Source organism: uncultured Rummeliibacillus sp., from assembly GCF_934216135.1.
Taxonomy (GTDB): domain Bacteria; phylum Bacillota; class Bacilli; order Bacillales_A; family Planococcaceae; genus Rummeliibacillus.
In genome coordinates, this window is sequence record NZ_CAKQBI010000009.1 from 120,943 (window position 1) to 140,541 (window position 19,599).

At 37.2% G+C, this 19,599-nt stretch carries 18 protein-coding genes and 1 riboswitch; of the genes, 1 reads left to right on the top strand and 17 read right to left on the bottom strand.

The window, feature by feature from the left end:
• Nucleotides 1-38 precede the first annotated feature (38 nt).
• The 3 genes from Q0977_RS08300 to Q0977_RS08310 all read right to left on the bottom strand — a co-directional run bounded on the left by Q0977_RS08300 (nucleotide 39) and on the right by Q0977_RS08310 (nucleotide 3,142).
• Complete coding sequence (locus tag Q0977_RS08300; protein ID WP_119414396.1) at nucleotides 39-737, bottom strand: heptaprenylglyceryl phosphate synthase; 699 nt, start codon at nucleotides 735-737, stop codon at nucleotides 39-41.
• 158 nt (nucleotides 738-895) lie between these two features.
• Nucleotides 896-1,213 (bottom strand): YerC/YecD family TrpR-related protein, encoded by a 318-nt coding sequence (locus Q0977_RS08305; protein WP_119414395.1) that lies wholly within the window; start codon nucleotides 1,211-1,213, stop codon nucleotides 896-898.
• 198 nt (nucleotides 1,214-1,411) lie between these two features.
• On the bottom strand, nucleotides 1,412-3,142 hold the full coding sequence (locus Q0977_RS08310; protein WP_124218449.1) for an adenine deaminase C-terminal domain-containing protein: 1,731 nt from the start codon (nucleotides 3,140-3,142) through the stop codon (nucleotides 1,412-1,414).
• 169 nt (nucleotides 3,143-3,311) lie between these two features.
• Between Q0977_RS08310 and Q0977_RS08315 the strand changes: the two genes are divergently transcribed.
• Nucleotides 3,312-4,049: a hypothetical protein gene (locus tag Q0977_RS08315; protein WP_299512465.1), complete on the top strand. Its 738-nt coding sequence runs from the start codon at nucleotides 3,312-3,314 to the stop codon at nucleotides 4,047-4,049.
• Between the two features lie 139 nt (nucleotides 4,050-4,188).
• Here the strand turns inward: Q0977_RS08315 and purD are convergent, their stop codons facing one another.
• From purD to Q0977_RS08385, 14 genes are all read right to left on the bottom strand, one after another.
• The gene (gene purD / locus Q0977_RS08320) at nucleotides 4,189-5,460 is read right to left on the bottom strand and encodes a phosphoribosylamine--glycine ligase (protein WP_124218452.1); all 1,272 of its coding nucleotides are present in this window, start codon (nucleotides 5,458-5,460) and stop codon (nucleotides 4,189-4,191) included.
• Between the two features lie 101 nt (nucleotides 5,461-5,561).
• Nucleotides 5,562-7,097: a bifunctional phosphoribosylaminoimidazolecarboxamide formyltransferase/IMP cyclohydrolase gene (purH, locus tag Q0977_RS08325; protein WP_124218453.1), complete on the bottom strand. Its 1,536-nt coding sequence runs from the start codon at nucleotides 7,095-7,097 to the stop codon at nucleotides 5,562-5,564.
• A 66-nt stretch (nucleotides 7,098-7,163) separates the two neighbouring features.
• Nucleotides 7,164-7,733, bottom strand: a complete 570-nt coding sequence (gene purN / locus Q0977_RS08330; protein WP_299512475.1) for a phosphoribosylglycinamide formyltransferase — start codon at nucleotides 7,731-7,733, stop codon at nucleotides 7,164-7,166.
• Complete coding sequence (gene purM, locus Q0977_RS08335; RefSeq protein ID WP_124218455.1) at nucleotides 7,733-8,788, bottom strand: phosphoribosylformylglycinamidine cyclo-ligase; 1,056 nt, start codon at nucleotides 8,786-8,788, stop codon at nucleotides 7,733-7,735. Before purM ends, purN begins: the two co-directional genes overlap by 1 nt.
• A gap of 18 nt (nucleotides 8,789-8,806) precedes the next feature.
• Entirely contained in the window at nucleotides 8,807-10,228 is a 1,422-nt protein-coding gene (gene purF / locus Q0977_RS08340) for an amidophosphoribosyltransferase (RefSeq protein WP_299512482.1), read from the bottom strand.
• Nucleotides 10,204-12,435, bottom strand: a complete 2,232-nt coding sequence (purL, locus tag Q0977_RS08345; RefSeq protein ID WP_299512485.1) for a phosphoribosylformylglycinamidine synthase subunit PurL — start codon at nucleotides 12,433-12,435, stop codon at nucleotides 10,204-10,206. Before purL ends, purF begins: the two co-directional genes overlap by 25 nt.
• The gene (gene purQ, locus Q0977_RS08350; RefSeq protein WP_119414386.1) at nucleotides 12,422-13,105 is read right to left on the bottom strand and encodes a phosphoribosylformylglycinamidine synthase subunit PurQ; all 684 of its coding nucleotides are present in this window, start codon (nucleotides 13,103-13,105) and stop codon (nucleotides 12,422-12,424) included. Before purQ ends, purL begins: the two co-directional genes overlap by 14 nt.
• Before the next feature lie 2 nt (nucleotides 13,106-13,107).
• A complete protein-coding gene (purS, locus tag Q0977_RS08355) occupies nucleotides 13,108-13,356 on the bottom strand; it encodes a phosphoribosylformylglycinamidine synthase subunit PurS (protein WP_119414385.1) in 249 nt (82 codons plus the stop codon).
• Complete coding sequence (gene purC, locus Q0977_RS08360; protein WP_299512490.1) at nucleotides 13,353-14,069, bottom strand: phosphoribosylaminoimidazolesuccinocarboxamide synthase; 717 nt, start codon at nucleotides 14,067-14,069, stop codon at nucleotides 13,353-13,355. Before purC ends, purS begins: the two co-directional genes overlap by 4 nt.
• A gap of 28 nt (nucleotides 14,070-14,097) precedes the next feature.
• The gene (purB, locus tag Q0977_RS08365) at nucleotides 14,098-15,393 is read right to left on the bottom strand and encodes an adenylosuccinate lyase (protein WP_119414383.1); all 1,296 of its coding nucleotides are present in this window, start codon (nucleotides 15,391-15,393) and stop codon (nucleotides 14,098-14,100) included.
• A 12-nt stretch (nucleotides 15,394-15,405) separates the two neighbouring features.
• The gene (gene purK / locus Q0977_RS08370; protein ID WP_299512493.1) at nucleotides 15,406-16,530 is read right to left on the bottom strand and encodes a 5-(carboxyamino)imidazole ribonucleotide synthase; all 1,125 of its coding nucleotides are present in this window, start codon (nucleotides 16,528-16,530) and stop codon (nucleotides 15,406-15,408) included.
• Complete coding sequence (purE, locus tag Q0977_RS08375) at nucleotides 16,527-17,015, bottom strand: 5-(carboxyamino)imidazole ribonucleotide mutase (RefSeq protein ID WP_119414381.1); 489 nt, start codon at nucleotides 17,013-17,015, stop codon at nucleotides 16,527-16,529. Before purE ends, purK begins: the two co-directional genes overlap by 4 nt.
• 236 nt (nucleotides 17,016-17,251) lie before the next feature.
• A riboswitch (purine riboswitch) is annotated at nucleotides 17,252-17,350 on the bottom strand.
• A 95-nt stretch (nucleotides 17,351-17,445) separates the two neighbouring features.
• Nucleotides 17,446-17,634, bottom strand: a complete 189-nt coding sequence (locus tag Q0977_RS08380; RefSeq protein WP_119414380.1) for an NETI motif-containing protein — start codon at nucleotides 17,632-17,634, stop codon at nucleotides 17,446-17,448.
• A gap of 248 nt (nucleotides 17,635-17,882) precedes the next feature.
• Nucleotides 17,883-19,085, bottom strand: a complete 1,203-nt coding sequence (locus Q0977_RS08385) for an NADP-dependent malic enzyme (protein WP_119414379.1) — start codon at nucleotides 19,083-19,085, stop codon at nucleotides 17,883-17,885.
• Nucleotides 19,086-19,599: the final 514 nt, after the last annotated feature.

Here is a 19,599-nt window from a genome sequence, read left to right on the forward strand (position 1 = left end):
CACCACCTTATACAAACATTTGTTCTAATTATACTCTATTATAATTTTTCTTTCACTGATTTTACTGCTAATACTGTTTTTAAGGCTGTTTTAATATTGTCATAAATGACATTACCAATAACAACTGTATCTGCATGTTCTGCCATCTCTTCAGCTTGAGCTATTGAAGTAATGCCCCCACCATAAATGAGTTGTGTTTGTTCAAGTTCTTGACTAACCGTTTTAACTAATTCTGGGTCACCATATGTGCCGCTATATTCCATATAAAAAGCCGGTAGTCTAAAGAACTTTTCAGCCAATCTTGCATATGCAATCACATCATCAACATCTAAATCTGTTTTTGCATTCGACACTTTAGCTGCCTTACAATCACTGTTTAAAATGCAGTATCCTTCTGCAATTAGTTCATCCCAAACCATTACATCACCAAATGCCTTAATAGCTTCGTGATGTAAATCTTTTACCCAAGTTGTATCATCGCTATTTAATACTGTAGGGATTAAATAATAATCGTAACCTGGTATAACTGATTCTAAATTAGAAATTTCCAATGCCACAGGAACTGTAAAACGACGAATACGAGCTAATAAATCAAGAACTCCATCAATTGTTACATCGTCGGTTCCTCCTACTATAATGGCATCTGTTCCTGATTCACACAATGCTTCAAGGTCTTCATCTGATATTTCTTTTGCCGGATCTACTTTGAACACATGCTGCCAATTTTTTATCTCCATACATTCCCCACCTAACTATATTTCTGTCTCTTAACAGTATACACAAAACATCCCTTTAGCTACTATTAGCGAAATAGTTTATCATCTTAAAACGGAAAAAACTGAACAGAATCTGTTCAGTTTCTTAATCCTTATGTTCGTACATTCAAAAGTTGGTCTTATTTAGGAGCTTGGAAAGGCTTTTCGTCTGGATAAAGACGTCCCAACATCTCATCATAAGTATCATTTCCATAATCAAAACATCTGCGTACACGAGAAATTGTTGCAGTAGATGCACCTGTTTCTTTTTTTATCGTTTCATAAGTTTTTTTCAAACGTAATAAATGCGCCACTTCAAAACGTTGCGCTAATGATTGAATTTCACTGATTGTACATAAATCGTCAAAGAACTTATAACATTCTTCTATATTATTTAATTCTAATACAGCTTTAAATAGTTGGTCTGTTTGATGGCCTTTTATTTTCTCAATTTGCATTACCATTTCCTCCTTCCTATTTGGGTTCCTAGCGATTTAGTCCAGGATTGGAAGGTTTAAGTTGATCCCATGATGGACAAAACATACACAAATGTTGCATGTTTTTAAGTTCGCCGCTTCCCTTAAACATCGATATCTTATCATAAACATTTTACCATCATGTAGATGTGAATTTCAATTTAATGCTTTAAAGCACTACTATCTCATTACAGACGGAAATAGGACCTTTTTCTTCATCACATCGAAAATGCCTCTTTGTGTAATTCGAATATATGGTAAATGTGTAGATTGCAAAAATAGTAACGTATAAATCGCATCTCCATGTGGATATCCTCGTTCTGCTAATGCAACTTTTAGTGCCTTTTCTTGCTCAATTAGCTTTTCTAGAGGTTCAGCTGAAAGTCCTCCACCAATTGGTAACGGCAAGCGTTCGACGACCTCACCATTTTCAACAATGACAATTCCGCCATCCATCTCTTTCATCACGCGGAATGCCTGTAACATTGCCTGAATATCTTTCCCTATTAATATGATATCCCCAGTGCAAGAATACGAAGATGCAAAGCCTTGTAGTTTATTTGCGAAACCTTTAATCAATGTATTAACGCGCCATTTTCCTTGACGATCGATCAACATTAAATAACATTCATCATGCTCTTCACTTAAATGTCCATCATTAGTATGCACAGATACTTTGTACGGTTTTGTAATCACATCATTTACCATTTCTATTCCGAATGGCATTGAAAACTGACAGTCTTCTTCTGTAATATCAAAATCAATATCTAAAGAACCTAATGCAGAAAAATCAGTACCATCCAAAGATTGTACCTTTTTACCATCACGTTTTAGCCATACGCCTTTTGATAAAACACTTAAAGGTACTGGATGATATTCATCTTGTAATATATTCAATGTTGCATAGCGGCCTGTTGCTATAAAGCCATGAAGATCAGTCATATTGTAATAACGAGCGACATTATATGCTGCCATTTGATACGCATCAATCGGATTAACACCCGCATCTAGTGCGATTTGGATACATTGATCCATTAGCCCGTTTTCATAAAATGATGGAGTTGCTCCATCTGTTGTCATCATCAAATGATCAAAAATATCTAAATCTTTATCTAAAATTTCTTTTAGAAGATTTGGTAAATCAGGGCGTATTGAAGAATGTCTCAATGTAACAGCATAACCATGAAGTATTCTATTCTCTACTTCTTCTAGTGTCATAGATTCATGATCCCCATCTGTTCCAAACAATTTCATACGCGCTAAAGTACGAGAAGATGCTCCAGGTAAATGTCCTTCAATCTTCTTACCATATGACTTTGCCACTTGTAACCAATAAAGCATCTGATCATCACCAGCTATTAATCTTGGCCAGCCTGTTAACTCTCCTCCTAATAACACATCCCGACGTTCCAACCATTCATGGATAGATGTAGTTGTAAATAAGTCATGTTCATGAAGTAATTCTGTTTGTGAATCGAATCGAGCCCACCAATAATATGAAAATGGTAATTGTTTTAGTTGGTCTAAAATTGAAAACGCTTTCTTGTTGCTGATTTTTAAAAAGAATGTCATGTTGTCTGAGAAGAATGTAGTTGTTCCTAGTTGAGCAGAATAATCCGCTAATGATTGGGGATTATAAAGTTGAAATGGATGTACATGTGGTTCGATATAGCCTGGAACAATTGTTTGTCCCTTCACATTTACGATTTCTGTTCCTTTTGTATTTGCTGGCATTTTAGGACCTGCATAGACTATGCGATCTTCTAAAATCCAAATATTTCCCTGCATCCATCGTTTATACATGCTATGTAAATAACGTGCATTCGTTAACACAATGCTGGGTGCAATTTTACCATCTATAACAGCAATTTGCTGTCTAATTTCTCCAATTTTCCACGCTGGATCAATCATTTCATCCATCTCCTTTCTTAAAAGTGTGCGCTTTTTTGGCACGATTATTTTATAAATGAAAATTTCTATTTAGATGTTTTTATTATATTTTATATCGTATCATAGCACTTTGAGAAAGCCAAGTAAACAAGTAAGTTTTAATATTATTTACAAACTGGAGGTTGAGTAGATGGCTTTAGAAGAAAACTTAAGTGCAAAAGGTGCTTTTACTCGATTTGCTTGTGGTGCTACTTGTACAGCTCTAGGTATTAGCAAGCTTGTACGTAAACCTGATTGTTTAAAGGGAAGAGCTCTAATCATTTTTGGAGCGATGAAAATGGCAGAAGGTATTTCAAAATATTGCCCTACAAAGGCTGTATTAAATAATTCTATTTCTTCACTTTTGAGCGAAATGCAGACAGGACTCTCTGGCATGGCTTCAGTAGCAGGTGCAGGTTCTGGATCAAGTTCTAAATCCGGTTCAAGCTCAAGCTCTAATTCTGGTTCAAGCTCTGGTTTTGGATCTAGCTCTAATTCTTCTAGTTCCGGTTCTGGATCAAATTCTAGTTCTGGTATGGATTCTACACTTAGTGCAGTAGCTTCTGCTGTAATGGGAGGAGCTGGAACATCCTCTGGGAATAATCCATTGTCTGGTGTTACGCAAATTGTAAAAGACATAACAAACTCTGCTATGTCAAACACTTCAGGTAATTCCCAACAACAAAACAAGCAGCAAGCTAATTCTCAAAACAACTCCCAACAGTCTTCTGCTTCTAGCCAGAAAACAAATTCTAGCCAACAAGCTAGCTCTGGTCAACAAAACAAGCAAAATCAACAGGCTAATTCCGGCCAAAACAAATCAAACCAAAACCAGCAGCCTAATTCTAACCAGCAATCCAAATCAAAAGGAACGACAGGACAATCGTAAAGTGAACTGCCCGAAGTTAATTCGGGCAGTTTTTTAAACTTTTCTTTTAAGTATGAGACGAGGAGTATCTATATTCCATCGGGATTTGGTTTAATGTTTTAAAATATCATTTTCCAATATCCCATTTTATATAACATTCTTATCGAACACTTTCTTCTTTTAAGGTTCTCCATCCAATATCTTTGCGATAGAAAAATCCATTCCAATCTTCCTTCGCTAATCCCTGATAAACGATTTGTTGAGCTTCTTTTAATGATGATGCTTTTGCTGCTACTAGTAATACACGACCACCATTCCCTATATATTGGTCATCTTGTCCTTTAGTTCCTGCATGGAAGATGAAAAAGTTTTGTGACAATTCTGTTAAATTTGGAAGTTGTTTTCCCTTTATCACTTCACCAGGATAGCCTTCAGAAGCAATTACTACCCCCAACATTGCCTCTTGTGACCATGTTAGGTCAAATGGTTGTTCATGCATTAAAGCCATCATAAATTCGCCAAAATCTGAAGTCATTCTTGGTAACACAACTTGTGTTTCAGGATCCCCAAAACGTGCATTAAACTCGATGACTTTTGGGCCTTCCTCTGTTAAAATTAGCCCGGCATACAAGATTCCCGTAAATGGCGTTCCCTCTGCAGTCATTGCTTTTACCGTAGGTTCTACAATTTCACTATAAGCGCGTTGAATTACATCATCAGAAATTTGTGGAACTGGTGAATACGCACCCATTCCCCCAGTATTTGGACCTTTATCACCGTCATATGCACGTTTATGATCTTGTGCAATAACCATTGGATAAATTTGGCCATTGTGCACAAATGACATATATGAGAATTCTTCACCCTCTAAAAATTCTTCAATCACAACACGAGAAGACGATTCTCCAAACCGTTGGTTACCAATCATATCTTGGACAGCTTCAATTGCCTCTTGTTCAGTCATCGCTACAATTACGCCCTTACCAGCAGCAAGACCATCTGCTTTTACTACAATAGGTGCCCCTATTTTTTGAATATACAAAGTTGCCTGTTCTGCATCTGTAAATGTTGCATAAGCTGCAGTTGGAATATTATATTTTTGCATTATTTCTTTTGCAAATGATTTACTACCTTCAATTCGAGCAGCAGCTTTAGTCGGCCCAAAGATTAGTAATCCTTCGGCAGTAAACGCATCAACAATTCCTTCAGCTAAAGGTTGTTCAGGACCCACAAAAGTCAAATCAATGCTATTTTTCTTTGCAAAAGTAATCAATGCATCAAAATCGGTGGAAGCAATTTTGACACAAGTAGCATCATGTACCATCCCATCATTACCTGGTGCGACAAATACATTTTGAACAGATGGAGAATGAGCAAATTGTTTTGCAATCGCATGCTCTCGACCTCCACTGCCTATAACTAAAATATTCAACTAGAGTCCCCCTTATGTAAAAGAAACACGCTCAAATTTCTGGCGTGTTCTTTTTATGAAATATTTGTTAAAAATCTTAAAAAATAGTCATTCTTAATAGTTTAGTGTTTAAAATGACGTACTCCTGTTGTAACCATAGCGATGCCGTATTTGTTTGCTACATCGATTGAATCTTGATCGCGCTTTGATCCTCCCGGATGAATAATTGCTGTAATACCAGCCTTTGCTGCTTCTTCTACTGTATCAGGCATTGGGAAGAAAGCATCTGATGCTAAAGCTGCTCCTTTTGCTTTTTCACCTGCTTGTTCCAATGCAATTTTAGCTGAGCCTACGCGGTTCATTTGTCCAGCGCCTACTCCTAAAGTCATTTTGTCATCTGTTACCACAATTGCGTTAGATTTTACATGTTTTACGACAGACCAACCTAATTTTAAAGCTTCCCATTCTTGTTCAGTTGGTTGACGTTCAGATGTTACTGTAATTTCTGCATCATCAAATCCTTTACGATCTGGTTCTTGAACAAGCAATCCACCTTCAACAGATACTGTATTGAATTGATCACGTTTTTGTTGATCAAATGAGATTTTTAGTAGGCGAACATTTTTCTTAACAGTTAATTTTTCAATTGCTGCTTCTGTGAACCCTGGTGCAATAATAATTTCTAAGAAGATACTAGCAAGTTTTTCAGCCGTTTCTGCATCTACTTCACGGTTAAGTGCTACGATTCCACCGAATATAGATGTTGAGTCTGCCTCATAAGCTTCGTTGAATGCTTGTGCAATGGTTTCACCAATACCAACACCACAAGGATTCATATGTTTTACTGCGACAGCAGCTGGTTGTTTGAACTCTTTAATAATTTGAAGTGCAGCATTTGCATCTTGAATATTGTTATAAGAAAGTTCTTTTCCATGCAGTTGTTCAGCATATGCAATGGAGAAATCTGAACCAAGACGTTTTTGATAAAATGCTGCTTTTTGGTGAGGATTTTCGCCATAGCGAAGTGGTTGTTTTAGCTCGTATGTTAATGTTAGTTGTTCAGGGAATTCTTCACCTAAATAATCTGTTAAGTAATTTGAAATGTATGAATCATATGCAGCTGTATGGCGGAATACTTTAGCTGCTAGATGACGGCGTGTTTCAAGTGTTGTTGCCCCATTTGCTTTCAACTCTTCAAGTACTTTAGGATAATCATTAGCATCTACAATTACAGTTACGTACTTTTGGTTTTTGGCAGCTGAACGTAGCATTGTAGGACCACCAATATCAATATTTTCAATTGCATCTGCAAATTCGACATTTGGTTTTGAAATGGTTTCAACAAATGGATATAGGTTTACACATACAATTTCGATTGGTTCGATACCATGCTCTTGCATTTGAGCTTGGTGTTCTAGATCGTCATATTTTGCAAGAAGTCCACCATGAATCATAGGATTTAACGTTTTGACACGTCCACCTAAGATTTCTGGGAATTTTGTTACTTCATCTACAGATGTAACTTTTACTCCGTTTTCTTGTAAGTGTTTTTTAGTTCCACCAGTCGATAAGATTTCATAGTCTAAAGCCTCTAATTCTTTTGCAAATTCTAAGATACCTGATTTATCAGAGACACTAATTAACGCACGTTTTGACACAACAATTTCCTCCTTGAGTTTAGCCAACAATATGCTGGTATGTAGATTTCGACTATAATAGCCTTATTATTTTAATAACAATTGCAATGCAGCTGAGTAAATCTCGTGTTCTACTTCATGAATCGCTTTTTCTGTTTTTACTAGATCACAGTCGATGACATTAACGGCTCTTTGCATAATAATCTTACCTGTGTCCATACCTTCATCTACAAAGTGGACTGTAACGCCTGTTACTTTTACACCGTGATTTATCGCTTGACCAATGGCATCTTTTCCAGGAAAAGACGGTAACAGTGATGGATGTATATTAACTATTCTGGATGGAAAAGCGGATAACAATGTCTTTCCAACCAAACGCATATACCCTGCAAGAACCAACCATTCTACTTTTAACTCTTGTAACACCTTTAAGATTTTCTTTTCATAATCTTCTTTTGTTTCGAAATTTTTTAGGTTTAATGCTAATACCGGAATACCTTTTTCTTTTGCGCGTGTTGTAACATAAGCATCTGGATGATCCGTTACTACTAATTCGATTGTTGCTTGTAATTGTCCATTTTCAATATTTTCTTGAATTGCTTGAAAATTAGAACCACTACCTGAAGCAAATACTGCAATAGATGCCTTTTTTTCCATTATACTAAACTCCCATCATGTTCACCGTTGAAAATAACCCCTTTTCCTTCAACGACACGACCGATTGTATAAGCTTTTTCACCATGCTCTTGTGCAATTGCAATGACGCGCTCAGCCTCTGCTGTAGGTACTGCTAATACAAAACCAATCCCCATATTGAAAACATTATATAAATCACGTTGTTGTAAATTGCCTTGTAGTTTTAGATATTGAAAGATTGGTAACACAGGCCATGAACCTAAGTCAATAGCAGTTGCAAGTCCTTCTGTCATCATACGTGGGAGATTCTCATAGAAACCTCCTCCTGTTATATGTGCCATACCATGAATATCACACTCTTTTAACATTTGCAGAACAGGCTTAGCATAGATTTTGGTTGGTGTTAGTAATGCTTCACCAATTGGGCCTAGTTTCTCAAAGCCTTCAACAACAGTATCTGGTGTTAAACCAGCATCACCAAACACAATTTTACGCACTAGTGAATACCCATTAGAATGAACTCCACTTGAAGCAAGTCCTACTAACACGTCACCTTCTGTAATCTTTTCACCTGTTACAATATTCGCTTTTTCAGCAGCCCCTACTGCAAAACCTGCTAAATCATATTCATGAATATCATAAAGTCCTGGCATCTCTGCTGTTTCTCCACCGATTAATGCAGCCCCAGATTGTACACAACCATCTGCTACACCTTTTACTATGCTTTCAATTTTCACTGGATCAGCTTTACCAACAGCTACATAGTCTAAGAAATACAATGGCTCTGCACCTTGCGCTACAATATCATTAACGCACATGGCTACACAGTCAATACCTATCGTGTCATGTTGATCCATCATAAAAGCTAGTTTTAGTTTTGTTCCCACACCATCTGTCCCCGAAATAAGAACTGGTTCTTTCAAGTTCAATTCAGACAAATCAAACATGCCACCGAAGCCGCCAAATGTACCTAAAATACCCTTACGTGCTGTACGTTCTACGTGTGATTTCATACGTTGCACAGCTTCATAACCTGCTTCGATATTCACACCTGCTTGTTCATATGCTTTTGACATGATGCCTTCCTCCTTTGATTAATGTACCAATTCTTTTTCGTGTGGCAAGATTGTATCTGGGAAAATCTCTGTAGGATATTTTCCTGTAAAACAAGCTAGACAATGTCCGCAATTTTGACCTTCATCCGTTCTACCAATCGCATCGACCATTCCTTCTACTGATAAATAAGTCAATGAATCGGCTCCAATTGCTTCACGAATCTCTTCAACACTATGATTTGATGCAATTAGTTCTTCATGTGTAGAAGTATCAATTCCGTAATAACAAGGATTAGTCATAGGTGGTGAACTAATAACAACGTGTACCTCTTTGGCTCCAGCTTCTTTTAACATATTCACAATTCGTCTTGAAGTCGTACCACGCACAATCGAGTCGTCTACCATCACTACCCTCTTACCTTGGACCACTTGACGAACTGGTGAAAGTTTCATCTTAACGCCTTTTTCACGCATTTCTTGAGAAGGTTGGATAAACGTACGACCAACATAGCGGTTTTTGATCAATCCCAATTCATACGGAATGCCCGTTTCCTCTGAGAAACCGATAGCTGCTGAAATACTAGAGTCAGGAACTCCTGTTACAACGTCCGCTTCAATATTGGCCTCTTTTGCAAGTTGTTTTCCTAAACGTTTACGTGCCATATGGATGTTAATACCGTCGATATCTGAATCTGGTCGAGAGAAGTAAACGTATTCCATTGTACAAATGGCACGTTCTGAAGGGTACGCAAATTTTTCTGACTTCAATCCTTCATCATTGATTGTTATTAGCTCACCCGGTTCAACAGAACGAATAAATTCCGCTCCAATAATGTCAAACGCACATGTTTCAGAAGCGACTACCCATGCATCATCTAGCTTTCCAAGTGATAAAGGCCGCAATCCATGAGGATCTGAAGCAACTAGCATTTCATCTTCTGTCATGATTAAAAATGCATAAGCACCTTTTAGTAACGTTAGAGCATTTTTCGCCCGTTCATTCATAGAGCCAAACCCACTTCGCTTCAATAAATGAGCTAATACTTCCGTATCAGAGGTGGTTTGGAATATACTTCCCTGTCTTTCTAAATGTTTTTTTAAATGATTTGCATTCACCAAATTACCATTATGGGCAATAGAAAGACTTCCTGTAGATGAATGAAAAAGTAGTGGCTGAACATTTTCAATACCACCACCACCAGCTGTGGCATAACGTACATGAGCAATTGCAGCTTTTCCTTCAAGCTGATCTAATTTATCCCCTGTAAACACTTCGTTGACTAGGCCTTCTCCTTTTACAGCTTGCAGCTTTTCGCCATCTGTCACAACAATACCTGCACCCTCTTGACCACGATGTTGAAGGGCATGTAGACCGTAATAACTGATTTGAGCAGGATTTGGATGTCCCCAAATACCAAATACTCCGCATTCTTCGTTTAAACCTCTGATTTCACCAAGCATGGGATAGCTCCTTTCCAAGCATCTTGGAATTCTGATACAGAACCTTCAATTAAGACTTCGCCATCTTTATCACGAATGATTAATTGTTGTTCGTTCAGTACACGGCCGATTATAACAGCATCTTGGACCGTCGCTTTAAAGGCCTCTATATTATCTTCTTTTACAGAAACTAAGAAACGAGATTGAGATTCACTAAACAAGGCAGTAACTGCAGAACCACTTACATATACTTCTGCACCAAGTTCAGTTCCAAATGTTGTTTCTGCTAATGCAACAGCAAGGCCACCTTCTGCTAAGTCATGAGCAGATTCAACAAGTCCTTGTTGGATAGCACTTAATAATTGTTCTTGTCTTTTTGCTTCTACGTCCAAATCAATTTCTGGTGCTAGACCGAAAATCTGTCCCTCATTAAGTAGCTTTTGAAGTTCAGAGCCACCAAATTCAGTTTTAGTTTCACCAATCAGGTAAATAAAGTCTCCGGCTGCTTTTACTTTTTGTGTAGTTGTATGTGCTAAATCTTCTACTAAACCAACCATACCAATTGTAGGAGTAGGATAAATAGCAACACCACTACGTTCGTTATAAAGGGACACGTTGCCACCTATAACTGGTGATTCTAATGCTTCACATGCTGCAGAAATACCGTCTGCTGATTTTTCAATTTGCCAGAAGATTTCAGGCTTTTCAGGATTACCGAAATTTAAGCAATCTGTAATGGCTAATGGTTTTCCTCCTGAACATACAATATTACGAGCTGCTTCAGCTACTGCAATTTTGCCTCCTACTTCAGGATCTAAATAGATATAACGAGAGTTACAATCCGTTGTCATCGCAAGGCCTTTGATTGTACCTCTTACACGTAGTACAGCTGCATCCGATCCAGGAGCAACAACAGTCGATGTACGTACTTGGTAATCATATTGATCGTAAACCCATTCTTTCGATGCAATAGTTGTTTGTTTCAGAAGAGCTAATAATGTTTCTTTATAATTTTCAACAGTCGGTTCTTCATTTTTCATTTTCTTAAATTCTGCAAAATAAGCTGGTTCTGCAGATGGTTTATGGTAAACTGGTGCATCCTCTGCCAATGCATCTGCAGGGACATTCGCTACAACTTCACCTTTATGTATTAAGCGAAGCATTTTGTCTTCTGTGACATGACCAATTGCAACAGCATCTAAACCGTATTTAACAAATAGGTCGATAACTTCTTGTTCATGTCCTTTTTTCACGACGATTAACATACGCTCTTGTGATTCAGAAAGCATCATTTCATAAGGAGTCATGTTTGTTTCACGTTGTGGTACTAAGTCTAGATTCATCTCAATACCAAACCCTGCCTTAGAAGCCATCTCTGCTGAAGAAGATGTAAGCCCTGCAGCACCCATATCTTGAATTCCTACAAGACATTCATAGTTTACAAGTTCTAGGCATGCTTCTAATAACAATTTTTCCATAAATGGATCTCCTACCTGTACAGCTGGGCGTTTTTCTTCAGAAGATTCACTTAATTCTTCCGATGCAAATGTTGCACCATGAATGCCATCTCTACCTGTTTTAGCCCCGACATACATCACCGTATTTCCTACTCCGGAAGCAATCCCTTTTTGAATGTCCTTATGGTCGATTAAGCCAACACACATAGCATTTACTAATGGGTTTCCTTCATAACAAGGATCGAATTGAATTTCACCGCCAACTGTTGGAATCCCGATACAGTTTCCGTACCCAGCAATCCCTGCCACAACTTCTTCAAATAAATATTTTACTCGTTTAGAGGCATCTAGCTCTCCAAAACGTAAGGAGTTTAACATCGCAATAGGTCTTGCACCCATTGAAAATACATCACGAATAATACCGCCAACACCTGTAGCAGCACCTTGATAAGGCTCTATTGCAGAAGGATGATTGTGTGATTCCATTTTGAAAACAACCGCTTGTTCATCACCAATATCAACAATTCCTGCACCTTCCCCAGGTCCTTGTAATACTCGAGGCCCTTTTGTTGGAAACTTACGAAGAACAGGTTTGGAATTTTTATAAGAGCAATGTTCAGACCACATAACAGAGAATAGACCCGTTTCTGTCCAGTTTGGTGTGCGTCCTAGAATGTTTTCTACTAAGGCAAATTCTTCGTCTGATAAACCCATCTGTGCGTATAATTTTTGCTCTTTAATTTGCTCTGTTGTTGGTTCAAGCTTGGACATACGATTCCCTCCACTGTTTGACAATTGATTTGAATAAGGCAAGCCCGTCTGCGCCACCTATTAATTCATTCACTGCTCGTTCTGGATGAGGCATCATACCTAGAACATTTCCTTTTTCATTGATAACACCAGCGATGTTTTCAATACTGCCATTAGGATTTTCACCTTCATACGTAAAGACGATTTGGTTATTGTCTTTTAGTTTTTGTAAGGTTTCACCATCACAATAGTAATTCCCTTCACCGTGAGCGATTGGTATTTGAATAACTTCGTCTTGATCATATTGGTTTGTAAATAATGTGTTGTTGTTCGCTACCTTTAAATTTACTTTACGACACATAAATTTAAGGTTTTTGTTTCGTAAAAGTGCTCCTGGTAATAACCCTACTTCAGTTAAAATCTGAAATCCGTTGCATACCCCAAGTACTGGTTTACCTGCTTCAGCTGCTTTTACTACTTCTGCCATTACATTTGAAAAACGAGCAATTGCACCACAGCGGAGATAATCTCCATAAGAGAACCCTCCTGGCAATAAAATACCGTCATACCCGCTTAAATCTGTTGCATCGTGCCATACGTATTCTACTTCTTCACCGAGTTCATCTTTAATCGCGTGATACATATCTAAATCACAGTTGGACCCCGGAAATACGAGTACTGCGAATTTCATCGTTAGTTAGCCTCCTCGATTTCATAACGGTAATCTTCAATTACTGTATTTGCTAGTAGCTTTTCACTCATTTCTTTTACAATGCCATCGATATCGCGTTCTGAAGGATCGATTTGCAATTCTAAATATTTACCAATGCGAACATCTGCCACTTCACTATAGCCCATAGTATGTAATGAACCTTTTACTGCTGATCCTTGTGGGTCTAATACACTTTCGCGAAGTGTTACATAGATTTTCACTTTTTTCATTTAGTTACTCCTCCTAGACGAGATAATATGATTTCATACACTTCAGTTAAATCACCAAGATTACGACGGAATACATCTTTATCAAGATGTTGCTTTGTTTTTGCATCCCAAAGGCGACAAGTATCAGGTGAAATTTCATCTGCTAATAATACATGCCCATTTTCATCACGACCAAATTCTAGTTTAAAATCTACTAAAATAACATTAATATCATAGAAAAATGGACGTAGTATATCATTTATCTTTAAGCCATTGTCGTAAAGGGCCTTTACTTCTTCTTTAGAAGCAATGCCCATTACGTCAATGTGTTCTTCCGAGATCATTGGGTCTCCAAGGTCATCATTTTTGTAATAAAATTCTACGATTGGTCGTTTTAGAGGTGTTCCTTCTTCAATCCCCAATCGTTTTGCAAGGCTACCAGCTGCGATATTACGTACTACCAATTCAATTGGAATAATATCGACTTTCTTCACAAGTTGTTCGTTATCTGAAATTTTTTCAACGAAGTGTGAATCAATACCAGCTGTTTTGAGTTTTTCAAAGATCAATGATGTAATGCTGTTATTTAAAACACCTTTACCTGCAATTTCTGCTTTCTTTTCACCGTTGAATGCTGTAGCACTATCTTTGTATTCAACAAACAAAATGTTTTCATCTTCTGTTGCATACAATTTTTTTGCTTTTCCTTCATACAAAAGTTGACCTTTTTCCACTTTAAATTCCCCCGGTTAGGTTAGTTATTTAGTTTAAGCCTAGACGTTCGAAAATCATGTCTACATTTTTCAAATGGTAGTGATAATCGAAACAATCGTCTATCTCTTCTTTAGATAGATAAGATGTAATTTTCTCATCTGCTTCGACAAGTTCGCGGAATTGAATTTGTTCATCCCATGCTTTTGCAGTTAATGGTTGAACAGTATCATAAGCTTCCTCACGTACAAGACCCTTGTCGATCAACGCAAGTAACACACGTTGTGAATAAATCAAACCAAAAGTACGTCCCATATTACGTTTCATATTCTCTGGGAAGACAGTTAAGTTTTTCACGATATTACCAAAACGGTTTAACATATAATTCAAACCAATTGTTGTATCAGGTAGGATGATACGTTCTGCAGATGAATGAGAAATATCACGTTCATGCCATAAAGAAACATTTTCATATGCAGTTAGCATGTGGCCACGGATTACACGTGCCATACCAACCATATTTTCAGAACCAATTGGATTACGTTTATGTGGCATTGCAGAAGATCCCTTTTGACCTTTTGCGAAGAACTCTTCAACTTCACGTGTTTCTGACTTTTGAAGTCCACGAACTTCAGTTGCAAATTTTTCAATTGATGTAGCAATTAATGCAAGAGCTGCAATATATTCAGCGTGACGATCACGTTGTAATGTTTGCGTTGAAATTGGTGCAGCTTGAAGGCCTAATTTTTCACAAACATATTGTTCTACAAATGGATTAATATTGGCATAAGTACCAACAGCACCTGAAATTTTACCTGTTTCAATTGTTTTAGCTGCTGCTTCAAAACGTTGTAAGTTACGTTTCATTTCTTCATACCATAGAGCAAGTTTTAAACCAAAAGTAGTTGGTTCAGCATGTACACCATGAGTACGGCCCATCATGACAGTATATTTATGTTCTTTTGCCTTTTCAGCAATAATGTCGATAAAATTATGAATATCTTTTCTTAAGATTTCGTTTGCTTGTTTTAATTGATATGAAAGAGCTGTATCTACAACGTCTGTAGAAGTTAAACCGTAGTGAACCCATTTACGTTCTTCACCAAGTGATTCTGAAACGGCACGTGTAAATGCTACAACATCATGACGAGTTTGTTTTTCAATTTCTAAAATACGGTCAATATTAAATGTTGCATTTTCTCGAATTTTTGCAACATCTTCTTTTGGAATTTCACCTAATTCTGACCAAGCTTCACAAGCTAGAATCTCTACTTCTAACCATGCTTGATATCTGTTTTCATCTGTCCAAATTGCGCCCATCTCTGGACGAGTATAACGTGCTATCATGTTTGTCTCCTTCTATTCTGCCCAAATAGCAGAATCGTTAATTTCTCTAATAGTATGATCAAGATCATCCGTCATAATTGTAACATGCCCCATCTTTCTATTCTTCTTTGCTTGTTGTTTTCCGTAAAGGTGAATAGACCAATTCGGATATTTTGATAATGAATTCGTCACTGGCATCACATGTTGCCCCAGAATATTGACCATAACGGAAGGGCTCCATAATTTTGGCTTACGTAATGGCCAACCACATACTGCACGAATATGTTGATGGAATTGTGAAATATTACAAGCTTCAATTGAATAATGCCCAGAATTATGTGGCCGTGGAGCCAATTCATTGATCACAACTGTTCCATCTGCTAGCACGAACATTTCGACAGCTAATGTACCAACTAGTTGTAGGCTGTCTGCAATCTTTTCTGCAGCTTCAACTGCCAATTTTGCCGTCTTTTTTTCGATTCTAGCGGGTACAATTGTTTCATGAAGTATATGGTTAACATGAATGTTCTCACCGATTGGCAAACAATAGGTTTCCCCTTGAACATTTCGTTGAACAATGACCGAAATTTCTTTTAAAAAAGGTACAAAGGCTTCAGCAACGCAAGCAGAATGATCAAATAACGGTGCTACAAGTTCTAAATCCTCGTAAGAGTAAACGGTTTGTTGCCCTTTTCCGTCATATCCTCCTCGTGCTGTTTTGACGATACAAGGATAACCTATACTTTCTATATTCTGTACTAGCTCATTAAAATTCTGACATGCTATGTAATTCGCAACAGGGCACCCTGATTGAGTAATTGCTTTCTTTTCTAGGATTCTATCCTGTGTAATTTTGATAAGCTCAGCACCTTGTGGTACATAAGCAACTTCTGTTAGTCTTTTCAAACCTTCATAATCGATATTTTCAAATTCAAACGTAATAACATCACTAACTTCAGCCAATTCTTCAAGAGCTGTTTTATCGTTATAAGGTGCTACAATTCGAATATCAGCTACTTGACCACATGGTGAGTCCATTGTTGGCTCTAAGACCGCAATTTTAAAACCGGCTTCTTTTGCAGCTAGTGCCATCATACGTCCAAGCTGGCCACCACCGATAATACCGATTGTTTGACCAGGAAAAATCGTTTTTATCACTGTAATTCACCTGTGCTTTCTAAAGCCTTCATTTTCATCATTTGTCGTCTTGCTTCGATTTTTTCAGTAATATTAGAATCAGTTGTTGATAATATTTGAGCTGCTAATAATCCTGCGTTTGTTGCCCCTGCTTTCCCAATTGCCACCGTTGCTACTGGTACGCCTCCTGGCATTTGTACTATTGACAGCAAAGAATCAAGGCCATTCAAAGCCCTAGACTGTACTGGCACACCGATAACAGGTAACGTAGTTTTTGCAGCAACCATACCAGGTAGATGAGCTGCTCCCCCAGCACCAGCAATAATTACTTGTAAGCCTCTTCCTCTTGCTTCAACAGCATATTCAAACATTAAATCAGGTGTGCGATGAGCAGAAACTACCTTTTTTTCATACGAGATTTTTAATTCGTCCAAAATATCACATGTATACTTCATCGTTTCCCAATCACTTGAACTTCCCATGATGACGCCAACTCTCGGATTCATATATGTACGCCTCCTAATAAATTACGCCTCTATAAATTGATATCGAAAATTTGTTTTGTTACATCTCATTGAAGCCTTTAGCTTCTCTTACATCATGTATTAAAATAAAATTAAAAAACCCTTAGATACCCGATTCACCATAGTATTACTATGCATGAAAAGCAGATATCTAAGGATTTATAAGTCACACAGCTATGAAAGTATTAAACTAAACACTTTTAGCCTACTTATCAATTCCTATAGTCGCTTTCCCGCATAGTCCAGCATTTACGGTGCCGGGTAGAGACACTAGAGCCAATCCTCTAGCATATATGGGGATTCAATGTTTTTCTTCTCACATTTTATCAAGAGAAGGAATTTAAGTCAATAGCAAATACGAACATTGAAATTTTAGTATATAACATTGTTCGTATTTTATTGATTTTTTGATTTATTTTTCGATTAAAATGCCTTTAAATTTAATAATTTGGCGAATAGGAACAGGTTTTCCGTTCACCATTTGAAAAAGAGGCTCCTCTTTTCTTCCTACTGGCATATACCCTTGTTTCTTCATTCTTTCCAAACAGGCGTCAATTGTTTCTGTTTCGTCAACTTCAAACCATACTTGTTTTTTTGACACTTTCTCACTTCCTCATCTGAATCTGTTTATATTATAACGGTTAGCCCATTTGAGTTCTATCTAACAAGATTCCTGTATCCTAACATACAGCACAACAAAGATTCTAGTCCGACTCCATAACAAAAAGCAAAAAGTATTTTTAATAAGTATACATAAAATTTTCTGAATGTCTTTAAGTAATTGTTGAAACTTCAAAAAAGGCAATAAAAAAAGCGTAGTTTTCATACTACGCTACATGGCATTTATACTTAAATTTCAATTTCTTTTTCTTGCTTCAATCGCGCCACTCCTGTTGAAATAGCCGCTAATTTAACTGCCTCTGCAACCGTTTCTGTAACTCTCATATCGAAGATTTCTGGGACGATGCGCCCTTCAATTAAATCCTTTTCAGTAATGATGGATGCAATTGCATTGACTGCTGCAAGCTTCATCTCCTCATTGATATCAGATGCACGAACATCTAATGCACCTCTAAAGATACCTGGAAATGCCAGCATATTGTTAATCTGATTTGGATAATCTGATCTCCCAGTAGCAATTATTCGTACTCCCCACTTAATTGCATTTTCATATGAAATTTCAGGATTTGGATTTGCTAATGCAAACACTATTGGGTTTTCTTTCATGGATTGTATCATTTCTTCAGTCAAAACATTTGCTGCTGATACACCGATAAAAATATCTGCACCTTTTAATGCATCTTCCAGTTTACCTTCAAGTCCATCTAAATTACTGAACTTTGCAATACGCTCTTTCATCGAATTCATCCCATGCTCGCGATTCCTGTGAATAATTCCATTAGAATCACAAACAATCAAATGTTCAAACCCTAAATCACGTAACAAACGTAAAACGGATATTCCTGCAGCGCCCGCTCCATTAATAACAATTCGTACATCTTTTATGTTCTTGTTAACAATTTTCAATGCGTTCAATATCCCCGCACCAACTACAATTGCCGTACCATGTTGATCGTCATGGAAAACAGGGATATTACATTCTTCTCTTAATCTTTCTTCAATAATAAAACAGCGTGGTGCTGAAATGTCCTCAAGGTTAATCGCTCCAAATGTTGGACTGATTGCTTTTACTACTTGAACAATTTCTTCTGGATCCTTTGTATCCAAACAAATAGGAAAGGCATCTACATTGGCAAAACGTTTTAAAAGAAGTGCTTTTCCCTCCATAACAGGTAATGCAGCTTCCGGCCCGATATCCCCCAAACCAAGCACTGCTGTACCATCTGTTACTACGCCTACTAGATTTCCTTTCATTGTATAATCGTAAACAGAGTTAGCATCATTCTTAATTTCAATGCAAGGCTCTGCTACACCAGGTGAATATGCTAAACTTAAATCTTCTATCGTTTCCACCTGTATTTTCGTTTGCACATCTAATTTCCCCTTCAATTCTTTGTGCAAATCTAACGCCTGTTCTCTTAAACTTTTCAATGCTCATACAACCCCTTTTAAAATAAAGTACCTTTCAGCCATCTCCTTAAAACTCAAAATTGTTGTTCTACGTTGCATTTTAACTCGTAATAACATAATAATTATTACCGTTATAAAGATATATAATAGTAGACGATTGAAATATTGTCAATATATTTTGAAAATTCGATATACTTTATTGATTTATCCCAATGAATTTCTTGATTTATAAAATCACTATTTATTGCACGATAAGATACCAAGAAAAAACGGAATTCTATAGAGGTTTTTCTAATCTTTATTTTAGCGTTTTATAATATTTTGTCACTTAATCGAACAAGCTGTCGAAAATCAAATTAAGAAAAAATGAAGATTGAATTTGGAAGAAGGGAGTTTTAGTTGGGATAGCGGAAAGAGTGATGATAGTCAAAGCTAGCGGTACAAGTGCTTAAATAAAAAAAGGTACTACCGATTATATCAGCAGTACCTTAATCGCCTAGCAACGTCCTACTCTCGCAGGGGGACAGCCCCCAAC